The organism is Mesorhizobium australicum, assembly GCF_900177325.1.
In the GTDB taxonomy this organism is placed as follows: Bacteria; Pseudomonadota; Alphaproteobacteria; order Rhizobiales; family Rhizobiaceae; genus Mesorhizobium_A; species Mesorhizobium_A australicum_A.
In genome coordinates, this window is sequence record NZ_FXBL01000004.1 from 4,107,932 (window position 1) to 4,133,893 (window position 25,962).

Consider the following 25,962-nt stretch of genomic DNA (forward strand, 5'->3'; position numbering starts at 1 on the left):
CTCGCGAGGGCCAAACGATCGGCTAGGGGCAGTCGCTCGGCTCGATCGTGAATGAGATGACTTCGCCGCGAAGCCGGTAGTTGTAGTCCGCGCCGTTGACCCTGCCGGCGGCGAATTCCGGTTTCCAATGCGCGCATAGATCGGACAGAAGGCCGGTCTTCATCGTTTCAGCGGTGACATTCGGAAGGCTGTCGTCCAATTCGTAATGATAGACATAGCGCCGGCCGTCGTAGTCGATCCGCACGATGGTCGTCACCTCGTCGCCCTTTTTCGGCAGGTCAGCGTTAAGGCTGGCTGTGATGATACGCGGAATGACGACCGACTTGGTGACCTGAGTGCTTGCGACAGCTCCGACGACCGCAAGGACGGACGCCAGGTGGGGAATCCGCAAAACCCTCTGCAGTGCTCCCCCGATCAGGCCGCCGAGCCCTCCCAGGATCGCCCCCACGAGACCATGGATCACCCAACTGGGAAGATCGATCAGGCCAGCGAGGAGCCAATCCATCAGGCGAGTTCCTCCTCGACATAGACCTTCACGATCTCGTCGAAGCTGGTCTCCGCCTCGAAGCCGAGTTCGCGCGCCCGCCGCGCCTCGAAGCGGGTCGGCCAGTTTCTGACGATCGACCACACGGCCTCGTCGGGCGCCTCGCGGATGAGGCTGACCACGTTCGAGCCCGCGACCCGCTCCAGCGCCTCGATCTGCTCGCCGACCGTCACGCCCACGCCCGGCATGTTGAGGTTGCGCCTCGGCCCGACGAGATCGCCGTCGATGCCGGCCGCGCGGATCAGGAAGCCTACCGCCGAGCGGGGGCTCGCATGCGTGTGCACCACGGAGCGCGGCACCGGCAGGATCGCCTCCTGCCCGTTGAGCGGCTCGCGGATGATGCCGGAGAAGAAGCCCGAGGCCGCCTTGTTGGGCTTGCCCGGCCGCACGCAGATGGTGGGTAGCCTGATGCCGATGCCGTCCATGAAGCCGCGGCGCGTGTAGTCGGACAGGAGCGCCTCGCCGATCAGCTTCTGCGTGCCGTAGGAGGTCATCGGCGTCGGGTGGAAATCGTCGGGGATGACATCCGGGAACGGCGCCCCGAACACCGCGATGGAGGAGGTGAAGACGACGCGCGGACGGTAGTCCGCCAGCCGGATCGCGTCGAACAGCATCCGCGTGCCGTCGAGGTTGACCCGGTAGCCAAGGTCGAAATTGGCTTCCGCCTCGCCGGACACGACGCCGGCGAGATGGAAGATGACGTCCGGCCGGCGCGAGACCAGCATGTCGACAGTGTCGGGGCTGGCGATGTCGCCGACGAAGACCGAAGTCTCTGCGTCGGCAATGGAAACGAGATCGGCCGCGACGATGTCGTGCAGGTCGAGCGCGGCGATCGGCTTGCCGGCGACCTCGCCGTCTCTTGCGAGCCGGGCGACCAGCTTGCGGCCGATCATGCCGGCCGCACCGGTTACCAGGATGCGCATCAGCGTCCCCCACCCTGCGCGCGGCCGCGCAGCCAGAACACCAGGAAGAAGGCGAGCACGAAGAGGACGGCGACGCCGCCGGCTGCGACGGGCGAGCGCTCGCCGACGAAGAGCATGATCTTCGGCAGGTAGAAGGCGACGATGCCAAAGCCGAGCAGGATGACCAAGGCGGCGATCGCCGAATTGCGGGTGCGCGGGTCCATCAGAGCGTCCAGCCTCCGTCGATTGGAATGGCGGTTCCGGTGGTGAAGGCGGACTCGGCCGCGGCGAGGTAGACGGCCAGCGCCGCGATCTCCGAGGCCTCGCCGACGCGGCCCATCGGCTGGCGCGACACGAACATTTCCATCGCCTTGTCCTTGCCGCCGACCGATTTGCCGAGATCTTCCACCCGCCCCTCCCAAGACGGCGAGCGGACCGTGCCGGGACAGATCGCGTTGCAGCGGATGCCCTGGCGGATGAAGTCGACCGCGACGGATTTGGTGAGGCCGATCACGGCCGCCTTCGTCGCGCCGTAGACGTAACGGTTCGGCGCACCTTTGAGCGAGGAAGCGCCGGAGGATAGATTGATGATCGAGCCGGAGCTTCCATTTGCCTTCGCCCGCGCCAGCATACCCGGCAGGAAGGCGCGGATCGTCCGGTGCATCGATTTGACGTTGAGATCGAAGGAGAAGTCGAAATCCCTGTCGCTCGCGTCGAGCACGGTGCCGTGATGCACGAAGCCCGCCACGTTCACCAGGATGTCGACCTCGCCGACCTTGGCGGCATAGGCCTCGACCGCCTTTGTCGACAGGACGTCGAGCTTCGCCTTCTTCGCCCGCGCCAGCCCATCCAGCTTGTCGCGCGCGATGTCGGAGGCGAAGACCGTTGCACCTTCGGCAATGAACGCCTCCGCGATCGCGCGGCCGATCCCCTGGCCGGCGGCCGTGACGACCGCGATCTTTCCCTTCAGCCTGCCCGCCATCGAGTTCCTCCCGTCAGTGCCGGTGCGCCGCACTCCCGTCGGCGCAGGCGCCATACTCCACCTCGACAGTGGCATGGCCGATGCCGTGGCGCGATGCAAGCCGCTGCTTGATCGCCGTCACAACGCCGAAGGCGTCCGCACCGTCGTTGAGGCAGGCGTGCAGGGTCGCCATGTTGCGCGATCCGTCCATCGACCAGACATGCATGTGGTGCACTTCCCGCACCCCCTTCACGCCGCTCTCAATGTCCTTGGCCACGGCATCCCGGTCGACGTTTGCGGGGACCCCTTCCAGAAGGACATGGGCGGCCTCCTTCATCAGCCGCCAGGCGGTCGACAGGATCAGCAGCGCCACCAGCACCGAGAGGATCGGGTCGATCGGCGTCCAGCCGGTCAAAAGGATGATGATGGCCGCGGCGATGGCCGCGACAGAGCCCAGCATATCGCCGATGACATGGACCAGCGCGCCGCGCATGTTGAGGCTGTTGCGGTCGCCGCCGTGCAGCACGAGGAAACCGGCGATGTTGACGACCAGACCGAGAACCGCAACCCAGAACATCGGCCCTGCCAGAACCGGGGGCGGGTTCATGAAACGGAGCACCGCCTCGTAGCAGATCCACACCGCGATCGCGAAGATGGTGATGCCGTTGGTATAGGCGACAAGCGTCTTCACCCGTCCGAAGCCGTAGGTCATGCGCATCGTCGCTGGCCGTTCCGCCAGCCTGAACGCGAACCAGGCGAGCCAGAGTGCGATCGAATCGGTCAGCATATGGCCGGCGTCCGCGATCAGCGCCAACGATCCCGTCACCAGTCCGCCGATGGCCTCGGCGACCATGAAGCCGCCGGTGAGCAGCGCCGCGATGAACACACGCGTCTTGTCGGCACCTTCGGCATGATCGTGGGAATGTCCGCCGTGCGAATGGCCTTCGTGCCCGTGCGCATGGTCGTGATGATCGTGGTGGTCGTGATGGCCTGACATGGCAAAGCTCCGTCTTTTGCGGACGGCTTACGCCAGCCCGGCGACGTTATGCTATTCCACCGGCCGCGATCGGAAATCTTCCAGTCGCCGCTTCTGATGTCCCGCCGCGTCGAAGTTCGCCGGGTCGAGCCAGGCCTCGTAGGCGCGTTTCAGATCCGGCCACTCCGTGTCGATGATCGAATACCAGGCAGTATCGCGGTTTTCGCCTTTGACGATCAGGTGCTGGCGGAAGATGCCCTCGAAGGAAAAGCCGAAGCGCTTGGCCGCCCGCTTCGACGGCTCGTTGCGGTTGTTGCACTTCCACTCGTAGCGGCGATAGCCGAGGTCGTCGAAGACGTATTTCGCGAACAGATACTGCGCCTCTGTCGACAGACGCGAGCGCTGCATCTTCGGCCCCCAGTGGATGTTGCCGATCTCGATCACGCCATAGGTCGGGTCGATCCGCATCAGGGTCTGCCGGCCCACCGCCTCGCCGGTCGCCTTGTCGATGACGGCGAAGAACAGCGGGTCCTCGCTTGCCTCGACCTTGGAGAGCCAGGCATCGAAGCTCGCGCGGTCGGACGGGGTGGTCTCGAACAGCCAGCGGAACCGGGCGTCGGCTTCGTCCTCGGTCGCGGCCCTGTAGAGACCATCGCCATGTTTCGCCACGCTTAAGGGCTCCAGCCGGACATACCGTCCCTCCAGCACTGTGCGTTGCGGACGCGGTCGCGGGGTCCAGTTCGAGAGATCTTGCATGGGTCTTCCCTTGAAGGCGGACGCCGGAATATGCTCCCCGCCGATTTGACTTCCATACTAGGTCAGAATTCTGGGTCAATTGATTGGTCCAGAGCGAAATACCGTTCGGAACACCGAGGAAACATGACGCTCCACACAGTCCCCGCCTTCGACCGCATCGGCGAGGAGAACGCCTTTGCGGTGCTTGCCCGCGCCACGGTACTTGCCCAGTCGGGCAAGGACATCATTAATCTCGGCATTGGCCAGCCGGATTTCCGCACGCCCGACCACATTGTCGAGGCCGCCATCAAGGCCCTGCGCGACGGCCATCACGGCTACACGCCCGCCACCGGCCTGCTCGCCTGCCGCGAGGCAGTGGCGCGGCGAACGCTGGCGACCACCGGCGTCGAGGTGTCGCCGGAAAACGTGATGATCCTGCCCGGCGGCAAGCCGACGATGTATGCGGCAATCGTCATGTTCGGCGAGCCGGGCGCCGAGATCATGTATCCGGACCCCGGCTTCCCGATCTATCGCTCGATGATCGAGTTCACCGGCGCGACGCCCGTGCCGATTCCGGTGCGCGAGGAGAACGGCTTCGCCTTCTCGGCCGAGGAGACGCTGGCGCTGATCACGCCGAAGACGCGGCTGATCATCCTCAATTCGCCCGCCAACCCGACCGGAGGCGTGACGCCGAAGGCCGAGATCGAGAAGCTGGTGAAGGGGCTGGAGAAGCATCCCGACGTCGCGATCCTGTCCGACGAGATCTACGACGTGATGACCTATGACGGCGAGGTGCACACCTCGCTGCTCACCTTCCCCTCGATCCGCGACCGGCTGATCGTGCTCAACGGCTGGTCCAAGACCTGGGCGATGACCGGCTGGCGCATGGGCTGGTCGATATGGCCGGACAGGCTCTACAACCTCGTGCGCAAGCTCGCGGTCAACTGCTGGTCCTGCGTCAACGCCCCGTCGCAATATGCCGGCATCGCCGCGATCGACGGGCCGCAGGACGATGTCGACAAGATGATGCGCGCCTTCGACCGGCGCCGGAAGGTCGTGGTGGAGGGACTGAACGCCCTGCCCGGCGTCTCCTGCATCACGCCCAAGGGCGCGTTCTACGCCTTCCCGAATGTCTCAGGCACCGGCTGGAAGGCGAAGAAGCTCGCCTCTGCCCTGCTGGAAGAAACCGGCGTGGCGCTGATCGGCGGACCGGACTTCGGCGTGCTCGGCGAAGGCTACATGCGGCTGTCCTACGCCAATTCGGAGGAGAACATCCTGAGGGCGCTGGAGAGGATCGAGGAGTTTCTGAAGCGGTAGTTTGCACAGGATCACCGATTGCTGTAGGTTCTTTGGAACCTAAAGGATGTTTTCCATGGCTGGAACAGTTGCAGCGCATATCGACGAGAAGACGCGCGAGCGGCTCAGGAACACTGCCGACAGCGAAAGCCGTTCGCCTTCGCAGATCATGGGCGTCGCGGTGAAGACCATGCTGAGCTTGTCGCCCGCTGCTCGACGTGCGCTGTTTGCGATAGACGGAGCCGCCTCTGAAGACGAGCGGCAGCTTGCGATGCGCATCGTCGGCCGCAGCGCACTGAAGGCCCACGAACGCCTCATCGTCGCGCGCCACACCGATCCGGACCGTCAGCCGGCAACCAATGAGATACTGGACAACGAGACCGCCATCGAGGCAGAGGCAGTCGAACTTTGCCGCTGATCGAGGAACGGGTCATCCGTCTCACGATCGACCTCAATGTCTTCGTAGCTGATCTGATTGCCACCGAACGCCGTGTGAAGGCGACGGCGGCATCAATGCTCGTGGAAGCCGTGCGCGACGGCACCTGCCCAGCCGGACCAGTTCAGCTCGTGGTATCGATTCCGATGTTGGAAGCACTCTCCGACGTGCTTGTGCGGCGGCTGGCTTTTCCATTCGACGATGCCGCGCGGCTGGTCGACACCGTCGCTGCCTATGCCATCGAAGGACCAATTCCCACGCCCCCGCTCATCGCGCTGGCAGCGGGCTTCATCCCATTCGCCGACGAGCAGGAGATCGCCAAGGCCATGGCCAACCGCCTGTCCCGACGCGATATGCCTTTGTTCGACGAGATCGAAGACGACCGGCATGTGCTGACCACCGCGCTGGCAGGCCGGGCCGACATCCTGATAACCGCGAATATACGCGACTTCCTCCGCGGCCCTGTCATTCGTCTCGCTCGCCCTGATGTCGCTCTCTATCCGTTCGCTGGCCAGACGCTCGTAATCGCAACGCCGACCTTTGCTCGTCACTGGCTATGGCAGGGAATCATGCCTGACGCTGCCTTTGTTCAATCCCAACCGGACGAATTCATCCGTCGATAGCATCGAGAGAACCCGCTACACAGCCTTCTCGAACCAGTGTTCCGCATAGGGATTGTCGTTGTAGCGCGGGATTGCGCGGTATCCGCGCTTGGCGTACATCGCCTGCGCTTCCTTCAAGGTCCCGTTCGTATCGAGCCGCAGCAGTTCGAAGCCCGCCCCCGCGGCAAGCGCTTCCAGCCGGTCCATGATCCGGCTCGCGACGCCGAGACCGCGGGCGGAGGGTGAAGTCCAGACGCGCTTGACCTCGCCAATTCCGTCGTCCAGCGCCTTCAATGCACCGCATCCGACGGGCTCTCCGTCGAGGCGCGCGAGAACGAACCAGCCTTTCGGCGGCGTCATTTCGGCCGGATCGAAATTGTTGCCGGCCAGCGGATCGAAGCCGGAAGGAAAGCGGCGGGCGAGTTCGGCGTAATACTGCTCCAGACAGGACCGGGCATCCGGACTGTCTGCCGGCTCCACCGCCACCGCTACAGAAGCCGCGCGCAGCAGGTGTTCGATCTGCGCCATCGCCTCCACGACCAGTTTGCGGTCCGGCTCGCGCAGCGACCCTAAAAACCCCTCCGCCGCAACGTCGGACAGACGATCGTAAGCTTCGAACTCGACCTGCCCGTTCGCCGTCAACCGTGCCTGACGCGCACGAGCGTCCCGTTCATCCCGGACGAGCTCGACCATTCCCTGAGTTTCCAGCGATCGAATGAGCCTGCTGAGATAGCCTGAGTCGAGACCGAGCCGCTCGCGCAGCGACTGCAGGCCGATCCTACCGGCGAGACCGATCTCGAACAGGACCCGCGCCTCGCCGAGCGGGCGACCGCGCGCAAGATAGGTCTCGTCGAGCACGCCGATGCGCTTTGTGAAGGCGCGGTTGAACCGTCTGACCTGATCGATCTGCGTCCGATGCATTGTCTGACTTTAGTCAGATATATGGCTTTCTGCAAGCCGGAGACTGATCTTGCTTATCCGCGCCCCACGAACGGCATCTTGGTGGCCATCACCGTCATGAACAACACGTTCGAGGCGAGCGGCAGGTTGGCCATGTGCAGGACAGCGTCCGCGACGTGCTGCGGGTCCATCGTCGCCTCGACGGCGATCTCGCCATTGGCCTGCGGCACGCCCTTTGTCATCGGTACCGCCATCTCGGTCAGCGCGTTGCCGACGTCGATCTGGCCGCAGGCGATGTCGAACGGCCGGCCGTCGAGCGCGATCGTCTTGGTCAACCCCGTGATCGCGTGCTTTGTCGCCGTATAAGGCACGGAGCCTGGACGCGGTGCGTAGGCCGAGATCGAGCCGTTGTTGATGATGCGCCCACCCATCGGCGTCTGGTGCCGCATCATGCCGAAGGCAGCTCGCGCGCACAGGAACGAGCCGGTGAGATTGACGTTCACCACGTCCAGCCAGGTCTCGACCGGGATCTCGTCGATCGGCGCGCCCTTCGAACCCATGCCGGCATTGTTGAAGAGCAGGTCCAGCCGTCCGAACTCGGACTTGATCGCGGCGAAGAGCGCGTCGACCTCTGCAGGTTTTGTCACGTCACAGGCGACGGCGAGCGCCCTGCCCGGCGTGGCGCCGGCGCGCGCAACCGTCTCGTCCAGCTTCTCCTTGCGGCGGCCGGTGAGAACCGTGTCCCATCCGTCCCTCAGCAGCGCAGCGGCCACTGCCGCGCCTATGCCGGTGCCTGCCCCGGTGACGAGCGCTACTCCCTTGGCCATGAAGATCCTCCGCGTGTTGGCGCGGCGAACCTTGCAGAAGCGGGGGTGAGAGGCAAGCGGCCGGACAGCGGCAAAAAAAGGCGGCCATTGGTGGCCGCCCAGTGACTGGATCTGCTTGGGAGGATGAGAGCAAATCCGATGGTTAAAATTACGATACGAATCTTAACCAAAGGTTAACGTTCATATCGGGCACCGACGCGGCGAAACTGAACCGTTTGCGAATAGCCGACCTTTTCGGCGCGGGCGCTTTACGACGTAAAGATTGCGGGGCGGCGGGCGGGCGACTACACCGCAGGCGAACATAGATTGTAAGGACGATCGCTTGGGCAAGAGCGGACAGGAAACCGGATCGCCGACCCCGAAAACGCCGTATCATCACGGCGACCTGCGGGAAGCGCTTTTGCGGGCCGCCGAGGCCGAGCTGACGGAAAAGGGCATGGAAGGCTTCACGCTGCGTGGCTGCGCCAAGCGCGCGGGCGTGTCGCATGCCGCGCCGAAGCACCACTTCCGCGACGCGAACGCGCTGCTGACGGAACTGGCGGCGGTCGGTTTCGGCCGGTTCGTGCAAACGATGCGCGCCCGCCGCGACGCGGCTGAGGACACGCCCCGCGCACGGCTGGTGGGCGTGGGCCTTGGCTATATCGACTTCGCACAGGAGAACCCGGCGCTGTTCCGCCTGATGTTCTCCTCCTTCCGCCCGAACTTCGAGACGGCAAGCCTGATGAGCGAGGCCAGCGACGCTTTCAACGTTCTGGTGGAAAGCGTCGGAGAGCTGCGAGGCATCGATCCGCGCATCAGCAAATCGGCGATGCGCGACGTCGCCGCCGCCTGGGCAACCGCACACGGACTGGCGGACCTGCTCCTGTCGGACCGGATCAGGTTCATGGCCGAGATTTCGGACGGCGCGCCCGAACGTCTCTACGCCGACATCGTCAGCCGGTCCGTGCCGGACCGGCCGGTGGGCAGCGATTGAGCCGCCGCCCCATTGGTATGCTCGTCAGGCCGGGACCTTCGCCGCCGACACTGTCGCCTCGACGTGGTCGACCAGCGCATCGGGCAGCTTGAGCCGGCCGGCGAGCATATCGAGATAGCCGCGCTCGGCGCGGGTCTCGGGCTCGATCGCGAGGCGCGAGGCGGTGTAGAGTTCGACCTTCTGTGCATCGGTCTGCGCGGCGGCGACCAGTTCGTCGAGGTTGAACGGCCGCTCCAGTTCGGCGGTGAGGAACTGCTCGGCCTCCTCGCCGATGCCGGAGAGCTTCAGCCTGTCGGCGATCTTCGCCCGCTCCTCGTCGTCGATATGCCCGTCCGCACGGGCGGCCAGGATCATCGCCCGCACCAGGCTCAGCGTGAACTCCGCCTCGCCCTGCGGCGCCTGCGACGGATGGAAACTCGTGTCGGAGGGAGGAGGAAGCAGTTCCGGCCCTTGCTTGGCGGCTTCTGCGGGCTGGTTGCCGTTCTGGTAGTTCTGGTAGGCCTTGTAGGCGAGGCCGGCGATGGCCGCGAGACCACCCGCCTTCAGCGCCGTGCCGGTGACGGCGCGGCCGGTTCCGGTGCCAAGAAGGATCGCGGCAATCGCGCCCGTGGCGATCGGATTGTCCTTGGCGAGCTGGACGGCCTGGCCCGCCTTGTCGCGGACGGTTCCCTGACCGCCCGGAATCTGGGTTCCGAGAAGATCATCAAGCAGTTTCTTGGGATCGAACATGCGTTCTCCTTCGATAGGGCCTGACACGGCCGGTCGCTTCCGCCGAGCCAGAGGTAGGCAGGCGACGGCGACATTGCAATGACGATGAGGCGGCTTGCTAGCTGCGGCGGCCGATGTGCTCCTCGCCGCGCCGCTGGGCCAGGTCGACCTGACGCTGGCGTTCGGCGTACCGGTCCCGGTCGGCATCGCTGCGCACCTCGTGGCAGTGCGGGCAGGACACGCCGGGATGGTAGTGCGGCGCGGCGCGATCGGCGGCGGTGAGCGGCATCCGGCAGGCGCGACACAGCTCCGCCTCCCCCTCCTCCAGCCCGTGCCTCACGGCCACGCGCTCGTCGAAGACGAAGCATTCGCCTTCCCACAGGCTGTCCGACGCGGGAACATCCTCGAGATATTTCAGGATGCCGCCCTTGAGGTGGTAGACGTCCTCGATGCCGAGCGAACGGACATAGGCCGTCGCCTTCTCGCAGCGTATGCCGCCGGTGCAGAACATTGCCACCTTGCGGCCTTCGAGCAGGTCGCGGTTCGCTTCCGCCCAGGCGGGGAACTCGCGGAACGACTTCGTCGCCGGGTCGACAGCGCCGCGAAAGGTGCCGATCGCCACCTCATAGTCATTGCGCGTGTCGATGACGACCGTGTCCGGATCGCTGATCAGCGCGTTCCATTCGCCGGCCGGGACATAGGCGCCCGCCGCGAGCGCCGGGTCGATCTCGGGCCTGCCCATGGTGACGATCTCGGCCTTCAGCCGCACCTTGAGCCGGTGGAACGGCATCTCCGAGGCGCGGCTGAACTTGATCTCCAGATCGGAAAGTCCGTGCGCGGCAAGGCGCTCGACAAGCGCTTCGATCGCCTCTTCGCTGCCCGCCACGGTACCGTTGATGCCCTCGCGCGCAATGAGCAGCGTGCCCTTGATCCCCTGTCCGCAGCAGAACGGCGCGAGATCGGCACGCAGCGCCGCGGGGTCCGCGACCGGCACGAACCTGTAGAGCGCGGCGACCCGGAAAGGCCTGTTGGGGGTGGATCGATCCATGACCGCTGCGCCTAGACCCTCGATGCGGCGATTTCAAGTACGCCCGGATTTCCAGGCCTTTGCCGGCACGGAAGGTCATCGCCGGACCGCCGCAACCGAAAAATCGATCCCCGCCTCCCCAGGACTGCCCCACTCTTGCGCAGAACCAGCACGGGAGAGGCAATCATGTTCAGCAACAGCGAGATCGAGACGATCGCCGTGCGCAGCGGCCTGGAGCCGGCCGCGCTGCTCGCGATCGCGGAGGTCGAATCGGCCGGCAAGGCCTTCGCCAATGTCGACGGCCGGCGCGAGCCGCTGATCCGCTTCGAAGGGCACTATTTCGACCGCCGGCTGCCCGCCGGCAAGCGCGCCGCCGCGCGGGCGGCAGGTCTTGCGAACCCGAAGGCCGGCGCGGTGAAGAACCCGGCCTCGCAGGCGGCGCGCTGGGCGATGCTCGCGAAGGCGGCCGCGATCGACCACAAGGCCGCGCACGAATCCGTCTCCTGGGGGCTCGGCCAGGTGATGGGCGCGCATTGGGAATGGCTGGACTATGCCAGCATCGACGCACTGGTTGCCGAGGCACGCGCCGGCGCGGGCGGGCAGGTCGCGCTGATGGCGCGCTTCATTGAGAAGGCCGGGCTCGCCGGCGCGATCCGCCGACGCGACTGGACCGCCTTCGCGCGCGGCTACAACGGCCCCGACTACAGGCGCCACGGCTACGACCGCAAGATCGCCACGGCCTATGCGAAATATGCCGACGAGATCGCAGCCGCGTCGCCGACCACGGCCAACGCCCCGCTGCGGCGCAGGTCCGCGGGCAAGGCCGTGCGGGAGTTGCAGGACCTTCTCGCAGCCGCCGGCTACTGGGTCTCGTCGGACGGCATCTTCGGCCCCCAGACGGAAGCCGCCGTGCGAGACGTTCAAAGAGCGCGTTCTCTGGACGTCGATGGTATAGCCGGCCCGAAGACGCTGGAAGCGCTGAAGGGACCGGCGATCGAGGCTCCGCCCTCGAATACATCCGAGGCTTCGTCGCCGGCTCGATCTTTCTGGCCGTGGTTCCTGCTCTGGCTGCGCGGTCTCTGGCGCGATTGATGGACTTGGCGGTCGCCATCTGTTAGGCGGTGCAACATCGATCGTGTCAGGGGATGCGCCTGGAATGGCTCAGAAGACCGACCTCCTTCTTCCCGTCATGACCGGTCAGCCGGTCATCCCCGTCATAAAGATCGCCAGGCTGGCGGATGCCGTTCCGCTGGCGCGGGCGCTGGCGCGTGGCGGGTTGAAGGCGATCGAGATCACGCTGCGCACGCCCGTCGCGCTCGACGCCATCAAGCTGGTGGCGAACGAGGTCGAAGAGGCGGTGACGGGCGCCGGCACCATCCTCAACCGCAAGCACTTCGAGGGCGCCGTCGAGGCCGGTTCGCGCTTCATCGTGAGCCCAGGGCTCACGCCGCAACTGGTCGCGGCCGCCGACGAAAGCAACGTGCCGCTGCTGCCGGGGGCGGTGACGTCGAGCGAGATCATGACGGCGCTGGAGGCGGGCTATTCGCTGCTCAAGTTCTTCCCTGCCGAGCAGGCCGGGGGCGCGGCCTATCTGAAGTCGCTGTCGTCGCCGCTGGCAGGCGTGCGCTTCTGCCCAACCGGCGGCGTGACCGAAAAGAACGCCCCGACCTATCTCGGCCTGCCCAACGTGCTGTGCGTCGGCGGTTCCTGGGTCGCACCGGACGAACTGGTCGCCGACGGCAAGTGGGCGCAGATCGAGGATCTGGCCCGACAGGCGGCGACGCTGTCGAAGCCGCGCTGACGTAATCCTGAATCCTAAACGAAACCGGGGCCTCAAGGCCCCGGAAATATCGCACGTGAAGGGTCGGCTCAGTTTGTGCTGAACTTGGCCACCGACATGAAGGTCACCGCCTTGCCGGTGAAGCGCTGCGGATCGGGCGCACGCGCCACCTGCTGGAAGCCGGCCGTGTAGACCTCCCTCGGCGCCTGGCGGATCGACGAGACGGCGAATGCCTTGCCGTCGGGCCGCACCGGCTTCCGGACTGTCGGCTCCGGCGCAAGGGTGCGGTCGACCAAACCGGTCTTGATCGGAACCTGAACGGGCTTCGGGTCCGGCTTGCTGTCGGCGGACACGGGGCGCGCGGATTTGGGCGTGGTCGCCGGACCGGCGTTGAGCGCCGCGACCGGATCGCCGCCACCACGCAACGCATCGCGCGGGCTGGCCGGACGCTCGCCGACAGCAGCGACCTGGCCCACTTCCTGCTGCTCGACGGCATCGGTCACCGTAGGACGCGTCTGCGGCACCAGTGCCGCGAGAACGACCGGCGCATCCGGACGGGCGTGCGGGACTGGAATTCCATTCAACTCGGCCGGACGATTCTCCCTCGCCAGGACGGTTTCGATGGCAAGCTCGCCCGCGGTTGTCGTCGGCTTGCCGGCGATCGCCGTCACAGCGGGCGTGGCTGTCGCCGCAGCGGCAACTGCCGTCTCGGGCGCGGTGTAGGCAGGGCGAGGCATCGGAACCGGCACGTTCTCGGCTACTGCCTGTACCGCATCGCCGACGGTCAGGTCCTGCGCAGCCGCCACAGCGGGAGCCACCTCCGCCGCGCCGACATCCACGGACGGACGCGGCGCGAACACCGGCGCCGGCACATCACGCAGCGGCAGCGCCGCGATGATCGTCGCGGGCGTCTCCGGCTCGGGCTGGGCGGCCTGGACCGGGATCTCCACCGCCGGCGCAGCCGCCGGTGCGGACGCGACTGCGACCGGGGCCTTGGCCACCGAATCGTCGACCCCGCCGGTCTCCTCTTCCTCGTCGGCGCCACCACCAAACAGCGACGCCAGGAAACCGCGCTTCTTGCCCGCAGGCTCGTCGGCGCTGGCATAAGCCACCGCGGCGCCCTTGCGCTTCTGGTAGGCGGCAACCGCCTGATCGTAGCCCGGCAGCGGCTTGCCATCGGTCGGCACATGCATCGTGCCACCCTTCGGGAACACGGCAGCGAGCTCGGTACGGTTCATCTTCGGCCAGTGACGGACATTGCCGACGTCGAGATGAACGAAGGGCGAGCCGGAGGTCGGGTAGTAGCCGACGCCGCCACCCTGGAGGCGCAGGCCCGCATAGCGCAGTTCCTTCAGCTTCACGCCGGGGATGAAGAAGTCCATCGCCTTGCCGAGCATGTGCTGGCTCTTTTCGGCAACGCCGCGGCCGCGCTTGCGCAGCATGGAGTTCGTCGCCGGCGACCGATAGGCCGAGACGACGTGGATGTAGCCGCTCGCGCCGACATTCTTGTAGACCTGCCACACGACGTCGAAGAGCCGCGGGTCCATCTTGGTCGGCTCGTTGCGCCGCCAGTCGCGTAGGAAATTGTTGAGCTGCTTCAGGCCGGACGGAAGATACTTGCCGTTCTTCTTGAACGTGATCTCCGCCTTTTCGCCGGTGTGGATGTAGTAGAGCTTCAGGGAGCGCGTCTCGGCACTGGCCGAAGAGCCTGCGGCGAGGACACAGCCCAACGCCAGCAACAGGCTGGCACACCAGCGTTGCCAAGAAACAGATCCCGCGTCCCGTCCACTTTGGGGTCGTCCGATGCTCGTCAAAACGTCTCGCCTTGTCGGCTGATGGTTGGTCCCCGCGGGATGATTCGCAGGCAAAGCTACCCACGATCATCGTGCCTAATGGTTAATCACAGCTTAGTGAAGCTCAAATGCGGTGACACAATGGCAGCATGTTGGCAAGCGCGTGAGGCGTCCCGGCATGGTAAACGAACGCCTTCCGAGAGGGGATAACGGGGAAATTTCAGCCCTGCGCCGACATCGGGCGCCCCTCGTCCGGATCGATCCCGTATTCCTTGAGCTTCCTGTAGAGCGTCGAGCGGCCGATGCCGAGTCGGCGTGCAACTTCGCTCATCTGGCCTTTGTAGTGCTCGATCGCGAACAGGATCATTTCCAGCTCGACATCGGCCAGCGTCCGCACATTGCCGCCGTCGTCCAGCGCGCGCACCAGGCCGAAGCGGCCTGAATAGGCCCGATCGGCAGCCTCCGTGGCAACGGGCCGCTCTACCGGTATCGAGACTGCCGCCGCGGCGGCGGGTGCGTCGGCATAGGCGTCGAGGTCGACGCCGTCCACCTCGAGTCTGATCTGCGGGAAATCGTCCACCGTCAGCATGTCGCCGTCGGCGAGCACCACGGCGCGGAACACCGCGTTCTCCAGCTGGCGGATGTTGCCCGGCCAGTCGTAGGCCATCAGCATGGCGAGCGCCTGCGGCATGATGCCGTGCACGCGGCCGCGATGTTCCTTCACCTGGATCTGGCGGATGAAATGCGACACCAGCGCCGGAATATCGTCGCGGCGGTCGCGCAGCGGCGGCACGGAGATCGGAAAGACGTTCAGCCGGTAGAAGAGATCCTCCCGGAACAGCCCGTCCTTGACCCTCTGCAGCAGATCGCGGTGCGTCGCCGAGATCAGGCGGATGTCGACCTTCTGTGTGCCGCGGGCGCCGACCGTCTCGATCTCGCCCTCCTGCACGGCCCTGAGCAGCTTCACCTGCACGTCGAGCGGCAGGTCGCCGATCTCGTCGAGGAACAGCGTGCCGCCATTGGCCTCGACGAACTTGCCGGAATGTTTCTCGGTCGCGCCGGTGAAGGCGCCTTTCTCGTGGCCGAAGAGGATGCTCTCGACCAGGTTTTCCGGGATCGCGCCGCAGTTTACCGTCACGAACGGCTTGCCCTTGCGGTCGCTGCTGCCCTGGATGGCGCGCGCGACAAGTTCCTTGCCGGTGCCGGATTCGCCCTCGATCAGGATCGGAATGTTGGAGGCGGCGGCCTTCTGCCCGAGCCGCATGACGCGATCCATCGCAGGACTGGAGGTGACGATGTCGCGGAAGGTGAGCGTTCCGGCGGGCCGGCGTCGCGTCTGGCGCGCCTCGCCTTCCATCGCCTCGACCTTCATCGCATTGGCGATCGCGGTGCGCAGGCGCTCCGGCGAGACCGGCTTCACCACGAAGTCGAAAGCGCCCTCGCGCATCGCGCCGACAACCGATTCGATGCCGCCCTGCGACGTCTGGACAATGACCGGCGCGGCGATGCCGCGCTGGCGCAGCCGGCGGAGCACGTCGAGCCCGCCGACGCCGGGCATGACGAGGTCGAGCACGACCGCGACGATGTCCGCGCCGCTCGGCCCATCGAAGGCGACCAGCCCCGCTTCCCCGCCTTCGGCGAGAATCGTGCGATAGCCGAACTTGGTCAGCGCCGCGTCGACGAGACGGCGCTGCACCGGGTCGTCATCGATGACGAGGACGGCGCCGCCTGCGACAGTCTCCTGTGCTCGCGGGGACGTGAGTTGATTCATGGTGCATCAACTTGGCACAGGCTCCTAAACAACGGCTCAACAAAGCCGGTATACGAATGCTTACGGCCGGTTTAGGAATGCCGTACACTTCGACAGGATCCGGAATGTTGAACGACTTTATCGCCCGCACCCATCTTGCGCCGCAAAGCGCCGCGGCAAAGGCGCCGACGACAGGCGCCCTGCCCGAATGGAACCTGTCCGATCTCTATCCGTCGATGGACGGGCCGGAGCTCGCAGGCGACATCGCCCGCGCCCTGTCGGAATCGGCCACCTTCGAGAACCGGTGGAAGGGCAAGCTCGCAGACGAGGCCGCGAAGGGCGGGCTCGGCGCGGCGATGGCGGAATATGAGGCGCTGGAGGAGTTGATCGGCCGCATCGTCTCCTATGCGGGTCTCGTCTATTCCGGCGACACGTCCGATCCCAAGCGCGCGAAGCTCTACGGCGACGTCCAGGAAAAGATGACAGATGCGAGCGCGCATACGCTCTTCTTCGCGCTCGAACTGAACAAGATCGGCGACGAGGCGATCGAAGCCGCGTTCGATCACGATAAAGGCTTTGCGCACTACAAGCCCTGGATCGTCGATCTCCGAAAGGAAAAGCCCTACCAGCTCGAGGATCGTGTCGAACAGCTCTTCCACGAGAAGTCCGTGACCGGCCGCGGCGCCTGGAACCGCCTCTTCGACGAGACGATGACCAGCCTGCGCTTCACGGTCGACGGCGAGGAACTGACGCTGGAGCCGACGCTCAACAAGCTGCAGGACGCCGACCCGGAGACCCGCCGCAAGGCGTCGGAGGCGCTGGCAGCGACCTTCAAGGCCAACCTGCGCACTTTCACGCTGATCACCAACACACTGGCGAAGGACAAGGAAATCTCCGACCGCTGGCGCGGCTTCGAGGATATCGCGGACTCGCGCCACCTCGCCAACCGCGTCGAGCGCAGTGTCGTCGACGCGCTGGCGACCGCCGTGCGCGAGGCCTATCCGAGCCTCTCGCATCGCTACTACGCGATGAAGGCGAAGTGGCTGGGCCTCGAGAAGCTCAACAACTGGGACCGCAACGCGCCGCTGCCCGACACGCCACAGGCCGTGATCGGCTGGGACGAGGCCAAGCACACGGTGCTGTCGGCCTACCAGCTGTTCTCGCCCGACATGGCCGAGATCGCCCGCACGTTCTTCGACAGGAGCTGGATCGACGCCGCGGTCCGCCCGGGCAAGGCGCCGGGCGCCTTCGCGCACCCCACCGTGCCATCGGTCCACCCCTACGTCCTCGTCAACTACATGGGCAAGCCGCGCGACGTGATGACGCTGGCGCACGAGCTCGGCCATGGCGTGCATCAGGTGCTTGCAGGCGCGCAGGGCGCGCTGATGGCGTCGACGCCGCTGACGCTTGCGGAGACGGCGTCGGTCTTCGGCGAGATGCTCACCTTCCGCTCGCTGCTCGACCAGACCCGTGAGCCGCGCGAGCGCAAGGCGATGCTGGCGCAGAAGGTCGAGGACATGATCAACACGGTCGTGCGCCAGATCGCCTTCTACGAGTTCGAGCGAAAGGTGCACACCGAGCGGCGCAACGGCGAGCTGACCTCCGACCGGATCGGCGAGCTCTGGCTGGAAGTGCAGTCGGAGAGCCTCGGCCCGGCGATCGCGCTGCAGCCGGGCTACGAGACCTTCTGGACCTATATCCCCCATTTCATCCACTCGCCCTTCTACGTCTACGCCTATGCATTCGGGGACTGCCTGGTGAACTCGCTCTACGCGGTCTACCAGAATGCCGAATCCGGCTTCCAGGAGAAGTATTTCGACATGCTGAGGGCCGGCGGCACAAAGCATCATTCGGAGCTTCTGGCGCCCTTCGGCCTCGACGCCTCCGATCCGCAGTTCTGGGCCAGGGGGCTGTCGGTGATCGCCGGGCTGATCGACGAGCTCGAAGCGATGGGGTGAGCCGCTTGGCGGCTCTGCCCGTTCGCGCTAGATTCGGGATTGAGGAGCCAAGCGATGAACATCCCGCTCAAGAAGCAGCAGGCACAGTGGATCGCCGAACAAGTGAGTTCCGGTCGCTACCGCGATGAACTCGAAGCGATCGAGGACGCCATCACGGCTAAGATGCGCGAAGACGAGGCTGACTGGGCCGCGGCCAGGGAAGAATTGCGCGAAAAGCTGCGCCGGTCCGAAGAGGACATCCGCGACGGCCGCGTTGTGGTGGCCAACGATGCATTCTGGAACGAGATCGATGAGAGGATCGACCGGATAGAAGCAACTCGGAAAGCATGACCGCCCGGATCGTTTTCACCGAAAACGCGCGGGAAGATCTGCGAAACATCGCCGAACATATCGCCTTGGAAAATCCGACGCGTGCCCGTTCTTTCGTTGCCGAGCTGCGATCTCGGCTAGAGGCTAAGCTGTCGGTGTTTCCCGCTGGCGGTCCGGCAATCGGGAAATACCGCTATACCGTTGTCGGCCGATATGTTGCGATTTACCGCACGACCCATAACCCCGACACAGTCAGCATCGTCATGGTGACCGAAGGCCACCGCGATTGGCAGCGTATGATCGAGGATATGATCTGAAATCCTCTTTCCCCACCCCCTATGACGGCTCGTCGCGTCCGTTCACCATCGGTTTGAAGCCGATCGATCCGGCCGAGTGGATCGTGCCTGCGGACAACCTCGAAGCGATGCTTGCCGAGAAGGACCGGCTGAACCGCGAGATTCCGGATCTCGTCTTCGTCGAGGAGCCGGGCACGCGCGGCGCGCAGGCGGAATTGCGCGACCTGCTGGCGGCGCATCTCCTCGAATGCCAGCCCGTGCTGTATCGGCGCGACGGAAACGCGATCTCGGTCGGCGGTGTCCGGACGGTGGAACTGGCCGATGCAGACCGTGCGCCGCTGCTCGCCGCCGCCGGTCTCGTTGCGGACGACCTGGTGCTGATGCGCAAGGACGACAGCGGCTGGAGGCTCGTCGCCGCCTCGCTGTGCTTTCCTTCCTCCTGGACCCTGTCGGAAAAATTCGGCCGGCCTCTGCAGCAGATCCACACGCCCGTCCCCGGCTTCGGCGAGGGCACGCGCATGGCAGACGTGATCCAGCGCATCTTCGACAACCTCCAGCCGGGCCAGCCCGTAATCCGCTGGAACTGGTCGCTGCAGGCCGACCGCGCGCTCTACAAGCCGCTCTCCTCGGTCCAGCGCGACGAGCGCGCCGCGGCCCGACCGCCGCGCTTTGCAGACGGCGCAGCCTCCGCCTTCATCCGGGTCGAACGCCAGACGCTGCGCAAGCTGCCGGTATCGGGCGACATCGTCTTCACGATCCGCATCGACCTCGACCCGATGTCAGCGTTGAAGACGCATCCGGACGGCGCACGCCTGGCGGCGGGCCTCGCCGCGCAGCTTGCGGCGCTCGACAGTGCACAGGTCGATTACAAGGGTTTCGGCGCCGATCGCGACCGTCTGATTGCGGATCTGCAACAAGTCGCTGCCGGGTAACCGTGTTCTGGCAAACCGCTTTCCGCTTTATTGTGACAGGCTAATATGGTTTGACCGGGGTGCGGCCGTTCAAAAAGGCCGGATATTGAAGGAGTTTTTAAAGAATGGCGGAAAAGAACTGGCCGATCTACGGCGAAATCAGCGGGCCCGTGGTGATGATCGGCTTCGGATCGATCGGCCGCGGCACGCTGCCGCTGATCGAGCGCCATTTCAAGTTCGACAAGGCGCGCATGACGGTTGTCGACCCGTCGGGGGAGAACCGCAAGCTGCTCGACGAGCGAGGCATCGCCGTCGTGAACGAACACGTCACTAAGGACAACTACAAGAAGCTGTTGACGCCGCTGCTGACCAAGGGCGGCGGCCAGGGCTTCTGCGTCAATCTCTCCGTCGACACTGGCTCGGTCGACCTCATGCGTCTCTGCCGCAAGCTCGGCGTTCTCTACATCGACACCGTTGTGGAGCCCTGGCTCGGCTTCTACTTCGACGCGGAAGCCGACAATGCGAGCCGCACCAACTATGCGCTGCGCGAAACGCTGCTGGAGGAGAAGCGCAAGCATCCCGGCGGTCCGACGGCGGTTTCCACCTGCGGCGCCAATCCCGGCATGGTGTCGTGGTTCGTCAAGCAGGCGCTGGTCAATCTCGGCAAGGACATCGGCCTCGACTTCGAGGAGCCCGCGACTTCGGATCGCGAAGGCTGGGCCAAGCTGATGAAGAAGGTCGGCGTCAAGGGCGTCCATATCGCCGAACGCGACACGCAGCGCACCAAAAAGCCCAAGCCTCTCAACGTGTTCTGGAACACCTGGTCGGTCGAGGGGTTCATCTCCGAGGGCCTGCAGCCGGCCGAGCTCGGCTGGGGGACCCACGAGAAATGGATGCCGAAGAACGCGCGTCAACACAAGCACGGGTCCAAGGCGGCGATCTTCCTCGAGCAACCCGGCGCCAACACACGCGTGCGCACCTGGTGCCCGACGCCGGGGCCGCAATACGGCTTCCTCGTCACCCATAACGAGGCAATTTCGATCGCCGATTTCTTCACCGTCACCAACAAGAAGGGCAAGGTGACCTACCGGCCGACCTGCCACTACGCCTACCATCCCTGCAACGATGCCGTGCTGTCGCTGCATGAGATGTTCGGCGCAGCCGGCAAGGCGCAGCCCGTCCATCACGTGCTGGACGAAAACGAGCTGGTCGACGGCTCGGACGAGCTGGGCGTTCTGCTCTACGGCCATGACCTCAACGCCTACTGGTACGGCTCGCAGCTCTCGCTCGCGGAGGCGCGCAAGCTGGCTCCCAACCAGAACGCGACCGGCCTGCAGGTCACCTCGGCGGTGCTCGCAGGCATGGTCTGGGCGCTCGAGAACCCGAATTCGGGCATCGTCGAGGCCGACGAGATGGATTTCCAGCGCTGCCTCGAGGTCCAGATGCCCTACCTCGGACCGGTGAAGGGCTACTACACCGAATGGACCCCGCTCGCCGATCGTCCCGGCCTTTTCCCGGAGGATATCGACGAGAAGGATCCCTGGCAGTTCCGCAACATTCTGGTGCGGTAACTCCACGTGCAAGGTCTTGCTTTCGCGCGGATAACGCGCGATGCAAACCATGTAGGGGGACTCACTACAGGAGAATCGCCGATGCCGAATGCGCGCACGCTCTTATCGGCCACACCGCTTGTCGCGCTTCTGGCGCTCGCCGGATGTCAGGCAACCGGCCCCGGCCCGGGAGGTTCCGGGACAACCGCCTCGCGCCCCTCCGGCGTCGAGGGCGAATGGCTGAGCACGGACGGGGTGGCGATGTCGCGCTTCACCGGCGGCTCGTTCGAGACGCTCGCGGTCGATACCGGGAACAAGCTCGCGACGGGCTCGTACCGCTATGCCGACCAGCGCACGATCGAGATTTCCGTCACCTCGATCATTCGCCAGACGACCTCCAGCGTGAACTGCGCCCTGGTGACCATGCAACAGCTCAACTGCACCAGCTCCGCCGGCCAGCAGTTCGTGCTGGTGCGCAAGCAAGCCGGTGCATGAGCGCCGGACGCTAGCGGACTGATGTCGGAGGGCGGTACGTGATCGCCCTCCTCGCGGTCGCATTCCTCTCGGTTGCGATCCTTCCGCAGCTTTGGGTCCGCTGGACGATCAACCGGCATGCCGCGGACAGGGCGGACTATCCCGGCACGGGCGGCGAGCTGGCGCGTCATCTGCTCAACCGCTTCGACCTTGCCCATGTGAAGGTCGAGATCACCGACAAGGGCGATCACTACGATCCGGACGACAAGGCGGTGCGGCTCTTGAGGCAGCACCATGACGGCCGCTCGCTCTCGGCAGTCGCGATCGCCGCGCACGAGGTCGGCCACGCCATCCAGGACGGGCGCGGCGAGCGCGCGCTCCAGGCGCGTCAGTCGCTGGCAAAGCTGGCGATGCAGACCGACCGGATCGCGTTCTGGTTCTTCCTCGCCGCTCCGTTCTTCGGCATCCTCGCCCGCACCCCGCTTGCCTTCGCCGCCGTGCTCGGACTTGGCGTCGCCCTGCTCGGGGTCCGCGTCCTCGTCAACCTGGTCACGCTGCCGGTCGAGTTCGACGCGAGCTTCGGCAAGGCGCTGCCGATCCTGAAACAGGGACGGTATCTCGACGAAGGCGACCTGCCGCGCATCCGCAGCGTGCTCGCCGCGGCCGCGCTGACCTATGTCGCCGGTGCGCTTATCTCGATGGTCAACCTTGCGCGTTGGATCAGCCTGTTGCGATAGTGCGGAAAAACCATCGGGAGGACACATGCCGGACCATTTCGACGCGCTCGAGACACGTGCGCCCGCCGAGCGCGAGGCGGACCATTTCTCGCGGCTTCCAGTTTTCCTGAGCCAGGCGATGGCGAACGCGCCGGGACTGGCGGCGTGGCTTTCCGGGCACGACCCCGCAACGGTCACCGACCGGCGCGCGCTGGCCAGGCTTCCGGTGCTGCGCAAGTCCGAGCTGATGGAATTCCAGCAGAAGGATCCGCCTTTCGGGGGCTTCGCGAACACTTCGCAGCTGAAGGGCGGGCGCGTCTTCCTGTCGCCCGGTCCGCTGTGGGAGCCGCAGGCGGCCGGCGTCGACCCCTGGCAGGCCGCGCGCGCCTTCCATGCCGCCGGCGTGCGCCAGGGCGAAATCGTCCACAACGCCTTCGCCTATCACATGACGCCCGGCGGCTTCATCCTCGATGAGGGCGCGCGCGCCATGGGCTGCACGGTCTTCGCTGCCGGCACTGGCAATACCGAGATGCAGGTCGACGCCGCCGCGAGCGTCAAGCCGTCGGTCTATGCGGGCACACCGGACTTCCTCAAGGTGATGCTCGACAAGGCTGCCGAGATGGGCCGGGATCTCTCGTCGATCAGAAGGGGCCTCGTCTCGGGCGGCGCGTTGTTCCCCTCGCTGCGCGAGGAATACCGCTCCCGCGGTGTTTCGGTGCTGCAGTGTTACGCCACCGCAGAGTTCGGCGTCATCGCCTACGAGACCGCGCAGGCCGACGGAACCCCCCTGCCCGGCATGATGGTGAACGAGGGGCTGATCCTGGAGATCGTCCGCCCCGGCACGGACGAGCCGGTTCCCGACGGCGAGGTCGGTGAAGTCGTGGTGACGTCGTTCAATTCCGCCTATCCCCTGGTGCGGCTCGGCACCGGCGACCTGTCCGCCATCATCAGCGAGCCTTCGCCCTGCGGGCGCACCAACACCCGCATCCGTGGCTGGCTGGGCCGCGCCGACCAGCGCACGAAAATCAAGGGCATGTTCGTCGATCCGAAGCAGGTCGCGGCGGTCCTCTCGCGCCATCCGGAGATCGCCAAAGGCCGGCTGGTCGTCACCCGGGACGGCGAACGCGACGCGATGGCGCTGCACGTCGAGGCCACGGCCGGCGCTACGACGGACGCCGCGGCGGTCGAGGCAACGCTCCGCGACGTGACCAAGCTGGGTGGCTCGGTGCTGATCGCGCCGGCCGGCAGCCTTCCCAACGACGGCAAGGTGATTGCGGACGAGCGCGACTACCGCGCCTGAGCCCGGCCGGAATCCGCTTGCATCGCTAACGAGCCGGTGGAAGATTGCCCCTACCGGGTTTGCAATATCGCTGACACCTCGCCCCTTTAGGAAGGTGCCGTCGCGAAACATGGGAGACGAAAACATGCGGAAAACCGCCCTGATCGGAGCGCTGTCGGCATCGGTTCTTGCGATGTCCACCGCGGCGTCCTTTGCCGACTACACGCTGAACATCCTGCACATCAACGACTGGCACAGCCGCATCGAGAGCAACAACAAATACGAATCCACCTGCTCGGCCGAGGAAGAAGGCAAGGGCGAGTGCATCGGCGGCGCCGCGCGCCTTGTCACCGCGATCGCCGACCGCCGCAAGGCGCTCGAAGGCCAGAACGTGCTGCTGCTCAACGGCGGCGACAACTTCCAGGGCTCGCTGTTCTACGCGACCTACAAGGGTGCGGCCGAGGCCGAGTTCCTCAACCTGATGAAGTTCGACGCCATGACCGTCGGCAACCATGAGTTCGACGATGGCGAACCGGCTCTCAAGACCTTCCTCGACCTGGTGAAGTTCCCGGTGCTGAGCGCCAACGTCAAGGCGGCTTCCGCCTCCACCATCGTCGACCGCATCAAGCCGTCGCTGGTGCTCGACGTCGGCGGCCAGAAGATCGGCATCGTCGGCGCTGTGACGACCGACACGCCCGAGATCGCCTCGCCCGGACCGAACATCACCATCGAGGACGACATCGCCACCATCACGGCCGAGGTGAAGAAGCTCGAGGCCGAGGGCGTCAACAAGATCATCGCGCTGACGCATGTCGGCTACCCGCGCGACAAGGAACTGATCGCGAAGATCCCGGGCGTCGACGTCGTGGTCGGCGGCCATTCGCACTCGCTGCTGTCGAACACCGATGCGAAGGCCGAAGGCCCGTATCCGACGATGATCGACAATCCGGGCGGCTACAAGGTGCCGGTGACGCAGGCCGCATCCTACTCGAAATATCTTGGCGAGTTCACCGTCACCTTCGACGACAACGGCGTCGTCAAGGAAGCCAAGGGCGACCCGCTCTACCTCGACAAGTCGATCATCCCCGACGAGGCGGTTCTTGCCCGCATCAAGGAACTCGGCGCGCCGATCGAGGAGCTGAAGAAGAAGGAAGTCTCCGAAGCCGCCGCAGCGATCGACGGCGACCGCAAGTCCTGCCGCGCCGTCGAATGCACGATGGGCAACCTGATCGCCGACGCGATGCTCGACCGCACCAAGGACCAGGGTGTCACCATCGCCATCCAGAACGGCGGCGGCATCCGTGCCTCGATCGACCAGGGCGTCATCACCATGGGCGAGGTCCTCACCGTCCTGCCCTTCCAGAACACGCTCGCCACTTTCCAGCTCTCCGGCAAGGACCTGAAGGATTCAATCGAAGCCGGCCTCTCCGAGATCGAAGAGGGCAAGGGCAAGTTTCCGCAGGTCGCGGGCCTGAAATATACGTTCGACAAGTCGGTCGCGCCGAACGGCGGTCGCCTCAAGTCGCTCGAGGTCATGGACGGCGGCGCATGGAAGCCGATCGACGAGGCCAAGGTCTACACGATCGCCACCAACAACTTCGTCCGCGCCGGCGGTGACGGCTACAAGCTCTTCGCCTCCAACGCGCAGAACGCCTATGACTTCGGCCCGAGCCTCGAGCAGGTGGTCGCCGACTACCTCGAGAAGAACCGGCCCTACACGCCGAAGCTCGACGGCCGCATCACCGAGGTGACGCCTGCCGCAGCCGCTGCCCCGGCCGCCGAGCCGGCGCCGGCTGCAACCCCCGCTCCTGCCGCCACTCCGGCTCCCGCCGCGACTCCTGCGCCGGCCGCGACGGCGGAGCCTGCCGCCAAGCTGCCGGAGCTGCCTGCCGCGTCCAACGAGATCGCCAACCAGGCGCCGAAGGTCGAGGGAGCACCCGCGGCGCCTGCGCCCGCCGCGGCCCCCGCCACGCAGACGGCTGCCGCTCCTGCGACGCAGGCCGCATCCCCGGCCACGCACACGATCGTCGCCGGTGACAACTTCTGGAACCTCGCCAAGGAAATCTACGGCGACGGCTTCCTGTGGAAGAAGATCTCGGAGGCCAATCCGGGCCTGAAGCCGAAGGAACTGCCGATCGGCGGCACCCTGAACATCCCGCCGAAGGGCTGACGCGCCGACGCATCGAAATGCGGCCGGGCCGTCCGAACCTCGGGCGGCCCGGTTTCCATTTGCCGCAGCCTTGCCGGCGGCCTTGTTGT

27 protein-coding genes are annotated in these 25,962 nt (G+C 65.7%); 15 read left to right on the plus strand and 12 right to left on the minus strand.

The annotated features are described in order from the left end of the window. Window positions 1–22 precede the first annotated feature (22 nt). The 6 genes from B9Z03_RS22795 to B9Z03_RS22820 are packed head-to-tail and all read right to left on the minus strand — an operon-like array spanning window position 23 to window position 4,139. Entirely contained in the window at window positions 23–505 is a 483-nt protein-coding gene (locus B9Z03_RS22795) for a hypothetical protein (protein ID WP_085466315.1), read from the minus strand. Then, window positions 505–1,467 carry a D-erythronate dehydrogenase gene (denD, locus tag B9Z03_RS22800; protein ID WP_085466316.1) on the minus strand — a complete coding sequence of 321 codons (963 nt, stop codon included), beginning with the start codon at window positions 1,465–1,467 and terminating at the stop codon, window positions 505–507. Before denD ends, B9Z03_RS22795 begins: the two co-directional genes overlap by 1 nt. Further along, window positions 1,467–1,670, minus strand: a complete 204-nt coding sequence (locus B9Z03_RS22805; RefSeq protein ID WP_176247597.1) for a hypothetical protein — start codon at window positions 1,668–1,670, stop codon at window positions 1,467–1,469. Before B9Z03_RS22805 ends, denD begins: the two co-directional genes overlap by 1 nt. Beyond that, window positions 1,670–2,428 carry an SDR family oxidoreductase gene (locus B9Z03_RS22810; RefSeq protein WP_085466317.1) on the minus strand — a complete coding sequence of 253 codons (759 nt, stop codon included), beginning with the start codon at window positions 2,426–2,428 and terminating at the stop codon, window positions 1,670–1,672. The genes B9Z03_RS22805 and B9Z03_RS22810 overlap by 1 nt, the downstream gene beginning before the upstream one ends. A gap of 13 nt (window positions 2,429–2,441) precedes the next feature. Continuing rightward, on the minus strand, window positions 2,442–3,404 hold the full coding sequence (locus B9Z03_RS22815; protein ID WP_085466318.1) for a cation diffusion facilitator family transporter: 963 nt from the start codon (window positions 3,402–3,404) through the stop codon (window positions 2,442–2,444). Between the two features lie 51 nt (window positions 3,405–3,455). Then, window positions 3,456–4,139, minus strand: a complete 684-nt coding sequence (locus B9Z03_RS22820; RefSeq protein WP_085466319.1) for a GNAT family N-acetyltransferase — start codon at window positions 4,137–4,139, stop codon at window positions 3,456–3,458. 123 nt (window positions 4,140–4,262) lie between these two features. Here B9Z03_RS22820 and B9Z03_RS22825 point away from each other — a divergent pair, with 123 nt between their 5' ends. The 3 genes from B9Z03_RS22825 to B9Z03_RS22835 are packed head-to-tail and all read left to right on the plus strand — an operon-like array spanning window position 4,263 to window position 6,473. Then, a complete protein-coding gene (locus B9Z03_RS22825) occupies window positions 4,263–5,435 on the plus strand; it encodes a pyridoxal phosphate-dependent aminotransferase (protein ID WP_085466320.1) in 1,173 nt (390 codons plus the stop codon). A gap of 55 nt (window positions 5,436–5,490) precedes the next feature. After that, a complete protein-coding gene (locus B9Z03_RS22830; protein WP_139832370.1) occupies window positions 5,491–5,832 on the plus strand; it encodes a hypothetical protein in 342 nt (113 codons plus the stop codon). Then, window positions 5,823–6,473: a PIN domain-containing protein gene (locus B9Z03_RS22835; protein ID WP_085466322.1), complete on the plus strand. Its 651-nt coding sequence runs from the start codon at window positions 5,823–5,825 to the stop codon at window positions 6,471–6,473. Before B9Z03_RS22830 ends, B9Z03_RS22835 begins: the two co-directional genes overlap by 10 nt. A gap of 15 nt (window positions 6,474–6,488) precedes the next feature. Here the strand turns inward: B9Z03_RS22835 and B9Z03_RS22840 are convergent, their stop codons facing one another. Together B9Z03_RS22840 and B9Z03_RS22845 are read right to left on the minus strand one after the other, a co-directional pair. Continuing rightward, window positions 6,489–7,373 carry a bifunctional helix-turn-helix transcriptional regulator/GNAT family N-acetyltransferase gene (locus B9Z03_RS22840; RefSeq protein WP_085466323.1) on the minus strand — a complete coding sequence of 295 codons (885 nt, stop codon included), beginning with the start codon at window positions 7,371–7,373 and terminating at the stop codon, window positions 6,489–6,491. Between the two features lie 53 nt (window positions 7,374–7,426). Continuing rightward, a complete protein-coding gene (locus tag B9Z03_RS22845) occupies window positions 7,427–8,179 on the minus strand; it encodes an SDR family oxidoreductase (RefSeq protein WP_085466324.1) in 753 nt (250 codons plus the stop codon). Between the two features lie 322 nt (window positions 8,180–8,501). Here B9Z03_RS22845 and B9Z03_RS22850 point away from each other — a divergent pair, with 322 nt between their 5' ends. Continuing rightward, window positions 8,502–9,152 (plus strand): TetR/AcrR family transcriptional regulator, encoded by a 651-nt coding sequence (locus tag B9Z03_RS22850; RefSeq protein ID WP_139832371.1) that lies wholly within the window; start codon window positions 8,502–8,504, stop codon window positions 9,150–9,152. Between the two features lie 24 nt (window positions 9,153–9,176). On the opposite strand, the gene B9Z03_RS22855 is transcribed toward B9Z03_RS22850, so the two are convergent. Together B9Z03_RS22855 and B9Z03_RS22860 are read right to left on the minus strand one after the other, a co-directional pair. After that, window positions 9,177–9,881 carry a tellurite resistance TerB family protein gene (locus B9Z03_RS22855; RefSeq protein WP_085466325.1) on the minus strand — a complete coding sequence of 235 codons (705 nt, stop codon included), beginning with the start codon at window positions 9,879–9,881 and terminating at the stop codon, window positions 9,177–9,179. Window positions 9,882–9,978: 97 nt separating this feature from the next. Further along, entirely contained in the window at window positions 9,979–10,908 is a 930-nt protein-coding gene (locus tag B9Z03_RS22860; RefSeq protein WP_085466326.1) for an oxygen-dependent tRNA uridine(34) hydroxylase TrhO, read from the minus strand. 165 nt (window positions 10,909–11,073) lie between these two features. On the opposite strand from B9Z03_RS22860, the gene B9Z03_RS22865 reads away from it, so the two are divergent. After that, window positions 11,074–11,979: an N-acetylmuramidase domain-containing protein gene (locus tag B9Z03_RS22865; RefSeq protein ID WP_085466327.1), complete on the plus strand. Its 906-nt coding sequence runs from the start codon at window positions 11,074–11,076 to the stop codon at window positions 11,977–11,979. A gap of 64 nt (window positions 11,980–12,043) precedes the next feature. Next, on the plus strand, window positions 12,044–12,688 hold the full coding sequence (locus B9Z03_RS22870; protein ID WP_085466328.1) for a 2-dehydro-3-deoxy-phosphogluconate aldolase: 645 nt from the start codon (window positions 12,044–12,046) through the stop codon (window positions 12,686–12,688). A 68-nt stretch (window positions 12,689–12,756) separates the two neighbouring features. Here B9Z03_RS22870 and B9Z03_RS22875 read toward each other — a convergent pair whose 3' ends face one another. Both B9Z03_RS22875 and B9Z03_RS22880 read right to left on the minus strand, forming a co-directional pair. Next, window positions 12,757–14,406, minus strand: a complete 1,650-nt coding sequence (locus tag B9Z03_RS22875) for a peptidoglycan L,D-endopeptidase MepK (RefSeq protein ID WP_085466329.1) — start codon at window positions 14,404–14,406, stop codon at window positions 12,757–12,759. Window positions 14,407–14,680: 274 nt separating this feature from the next. After that, window positions 14,681–16,231 (minus strand): sigma-54-dependent transcriptional regulator, encoded by a 1,551-nt coding sequence (locus B9Z03_RS22880; RefSeq protein WP_085466330.1) that lies wholly within the window; start codon window positions 16,229–16,231, stop codon window positions 14,681–14,683. A 104-nt stretch (window positions 16,232–16,335) separates the two neighbouring features. On the opposite strand from B9Z03_RS22880, the gene B9Z03_RS22885 reads away from it, so the two are divergent. The 9 genes from B9Z03_RS22885 to B9Z03_RS22925 all read left to right on the plus strand — a co-directional run bounded on the left by B9Z03_RS22885 (window position 16,336) and on the right by B9Z03_RS22925 (window position 25,873). Then, complete coding sequence (locus tag B9Z03_RS22885; RefSeq protein ID WP_085466331.1) at window positions 16,336–18,168, plus strand: M3 family oligoendopeptidase; 1,833 nt, start codon at window positions 16,336–16,338, stop codon at window positions 18,166–18,168. Between the two features lie 54 nt (window positions 18,169–18,222). Further along, window positions 18,223–18,498 (plus strand): ribbon-helix-helix domain-containing protein, encoded by a 276-nt coding sequence (locus B9Z03_RS22890; protein ID WP_085466332.1) that lies wholly within the window; start codon window positions 18,223–18,225, stop codon window positions 18,496–18,498. Continuing rightward, the gene (locus B9Z03_RS22895) at window positions 18,495–18,794 is read left to right on the plus strand and encodes a type II toxin-antitoxin system RelE/ParE family toxin (RefSeq protein WP_085466333.1); all 300 of its coding nucleotides are present in this window, start codon (window positions 18,495–18,497) and stop codon (window positions 18,792–18,794) included. Before B9Z03_RS22890 ends, B9Z03_RS22895 begins: the two co-directional genes overlap by 4 nt. After that, the gene (locus tag B9Z03_RS22900; protein ID WP_244561818.1) at window positions 18,764–19,705 is read left to right on the plus strand and encodes a heme-dependent oxidative N-demethylase family protein; all 942 of its coding nucleotides are present in this window, start codon (window positions 18,764–18,766) and stop codon (window positions 19,703–19,705) included. Before B9Z03_RS22895 ends, B9Z03_RS22900 begins: the two co-directional genes overlap by 31 nt. Window positions 19,706–19,809: 104 nt before the next feature. Then, window positions 19,810–21,255: a homospermidine synthase gene (locus tag B9Z03_RS22905; RefSeq protein ID WP_085466334.1), complete on the plus strand. Its 1,446-nt coding sequence runs from the start codon at window positions 19,810–19,812 to the stop codon at window positions 21,253–21,255. Window positions 21,256–21,336: 81 nt separating this feature from the next. Further along, on the plus strand, window positions 21,337–21,729 hold the full coding sequence (locus B9Z03_RS22910; RefSeq protein WP_085466335.1) for a hypothetical protein: 393 nt from the start codon (window positions 21,337–21,339) through the stop codon (window positions 21,727–21,729). Between the two features lie 38 nt (window positions 21,730–21,767). Next, window positions 21,768–22,445, plus strand: coding sequence for a zinc metallopeptidase (locus B9Z03_RS22915; protein WP_085466336.1), 678 nt, complete (start codon window positions 21,768–21,770; stop codon window positions 22,443–22,445). A 25-nt stretch (window positions 22,446–22,470) separates the two neighbouring features. After that, window positions 22,471–23,724 carry a phenylacetate--CoA ligase family protein gene (locus B9Z03_RS22920; protein ID WP_085466337.1) on the plus strand — a complete coding sequence of 418 codons (1,254 nt, stop codon included), beginning with the start codon at window positions 22,471–22,473 and terminating at the stop codon, window positions 23,722–23,724. 124 nt (window positions 23,725–23,848) lie between these two features. Next, the gene (locus B9Z03_RS22925; RefSeq protein ID WP_085466338.1) at window positions 23,849–25,873 is read left to right on the plus strand and encodes a bifunctional metallophosphatase/5'-nucleotidase; all 2,025 of its coding nucleotides are present in this window, start codon (window positions 23,849–23,851) and stop codon (window positions 25,871–25,873) included. The last annotated feature ends 89 nt before the right edge of the window (window positions 25,874–25,962 follow it).

Coding starts and splice junctions, on each gene's coding strand:
- B9Z03_RS22795 (WP_085466315.1), bottom strand. CDS start 505: ATGGATTGGCTCCTCGCTGGCCTGATCGATCTTCCCAGTTGGGTGATC.
- denD (WP_085466316.1), bottom strand. CDS start 1,467: ATGCGCATCCTGGTAACCGGTGCGGCCGGCATGATCGGCCGCAAGCTG.
- B9Z03_RS22805 (WP_176247597.1), bottom strand. CDS start 1,670: ATGGACCCGCGCACCCGCAATTCGGCGATCGCCGCCTTGGTCATCCTG.
- B9Z03_RS22810 (WP_085466317.1), bottom strand. CDS start 2,428: ATGGCGGGCAGGCTGAAGGGAAAGATCGCGGTCGTCACGGCCGCCGGC.
- B9Z03_RS22815 (WP_085466318.1), bottom strand. CDS start 3,404: ATGTCAGGCCATCACGACCACCACGATCATCACGACCATGCGCACGGG.
- B9Z03_RS22820 (WP_085466319.1), bottom strand. CDS start 4,139: ATGCAAGATCTCTCGAACTGGACCCCGCGACCGCGTCCGCAACGCACA.
- B9Z03_RS22825 (WP_085466320.1), top strand. CDS start 4,263: ATGACGCTCCACACAGTCCCCGCCTTCGACCGCATCGGCGAGGAGAAC.
- B9Z03_RS22830 (WP_139832370.1), top strand. CDS start 5,491: ATGGCTGGAACAGTTGCAGCGCATATCGACGAGAAGACGCGCGAGCGG.
- B9Z03_RS22840 (WP_085466323.1), bottom strand. CDS start 7,373: ATGCATCGGACGCAGATCGATCAGGTCAGACGGTTCAACCGCGCCTTC.
- B9Z03_RS22845 (WP_085466324.1), bottom strand. CDS start 8,179: ATGGCCAAGGGAGTAGCGCTCGTCACCGGGGCAGGCACCGGCATAGGC.
- B9Z03_RS22855 (WP_085466325.1), bottom strand. CDS start 9,881: ATGTTCGATCCCAAGAAACTGCTTGATGATCTTCTCGGAACCCAGATT.
- B9Z03_RS22860 (WP_085466326.1), bottom strand. CDS start 10,908: ATGGATCGATCCACCCCCAACAGGCCTTTCCGGGTCGCCGCGCTCTAC.
- B9Z03_RS22865 (WP_085466327.1), top strand. CDS start 11,074: ATGTTCAGCAACAGCGAGATCGAGACGATCGCCGTGCGCAGCGGCCTG.
- B9Z03_RS22870 (WP_085466328.1), top strand. CDS start 12,044: ATGGCTCAGAAGACCGACCTCCTTCTTCCCGTCATGACCGGTCAGCCG.
- B9Z03_RS22880 (WP_085466330.1), bottom strand. CDS start 16,231: ATGAATCAACTCACGTCCCCGCGAGCACAGGAGACTGTCGCAGGCGGC.
- B9Z03_RS22885 (WP_085466331.1), top strand. CDS start 16,336: ATGTTGAACGACTTTATCGCCCGCACCCATCTTGCGCCGCAAAGCGCC.
- B9Z03_RS22890 (WP_085466332.1), top strand. CDS start 18,223: ATGAACATCCCGCTCAAGAAGCAGCAGGCACAGTGGATCGCCGAACAA.
- B9Z03_RS22895 (WP_085466333.1), top strand. CDS start 18,495: ATGACCGCCCGGATCGTTTTCACCGAAAACGCGCGGGAAGATCTGCGA.
- B9Z03_RS22905 (WP_085466334.1), top strand. CDS start 19,810: ATGGCGGAAAAGAACTGGCCGATCTACGGCGAAATCAGCGGGCCCGTG.
- B9Z03_RS22910 (WP_085466335.1), top strand. CDS start 21,337: ATGCCGAATGCGCGCACGCTCTTATCGGCCACACCGCTTGTCGCGCTT.
- B9Z03_RS22920 (WP_085466337.1), top strand. CDS start 22,471: ATGCCGGACCATTTCGACGCGCTCGAGACACGTGCGCCCGCCGAGCGC.
- B9Z03_RS22925 (WP_085466338.1), top strand. CDS start 23,849: ATGCGGAAAACCGCCCTGATCGGAGCGCTGTCGGCATCGGTTCTTGCG.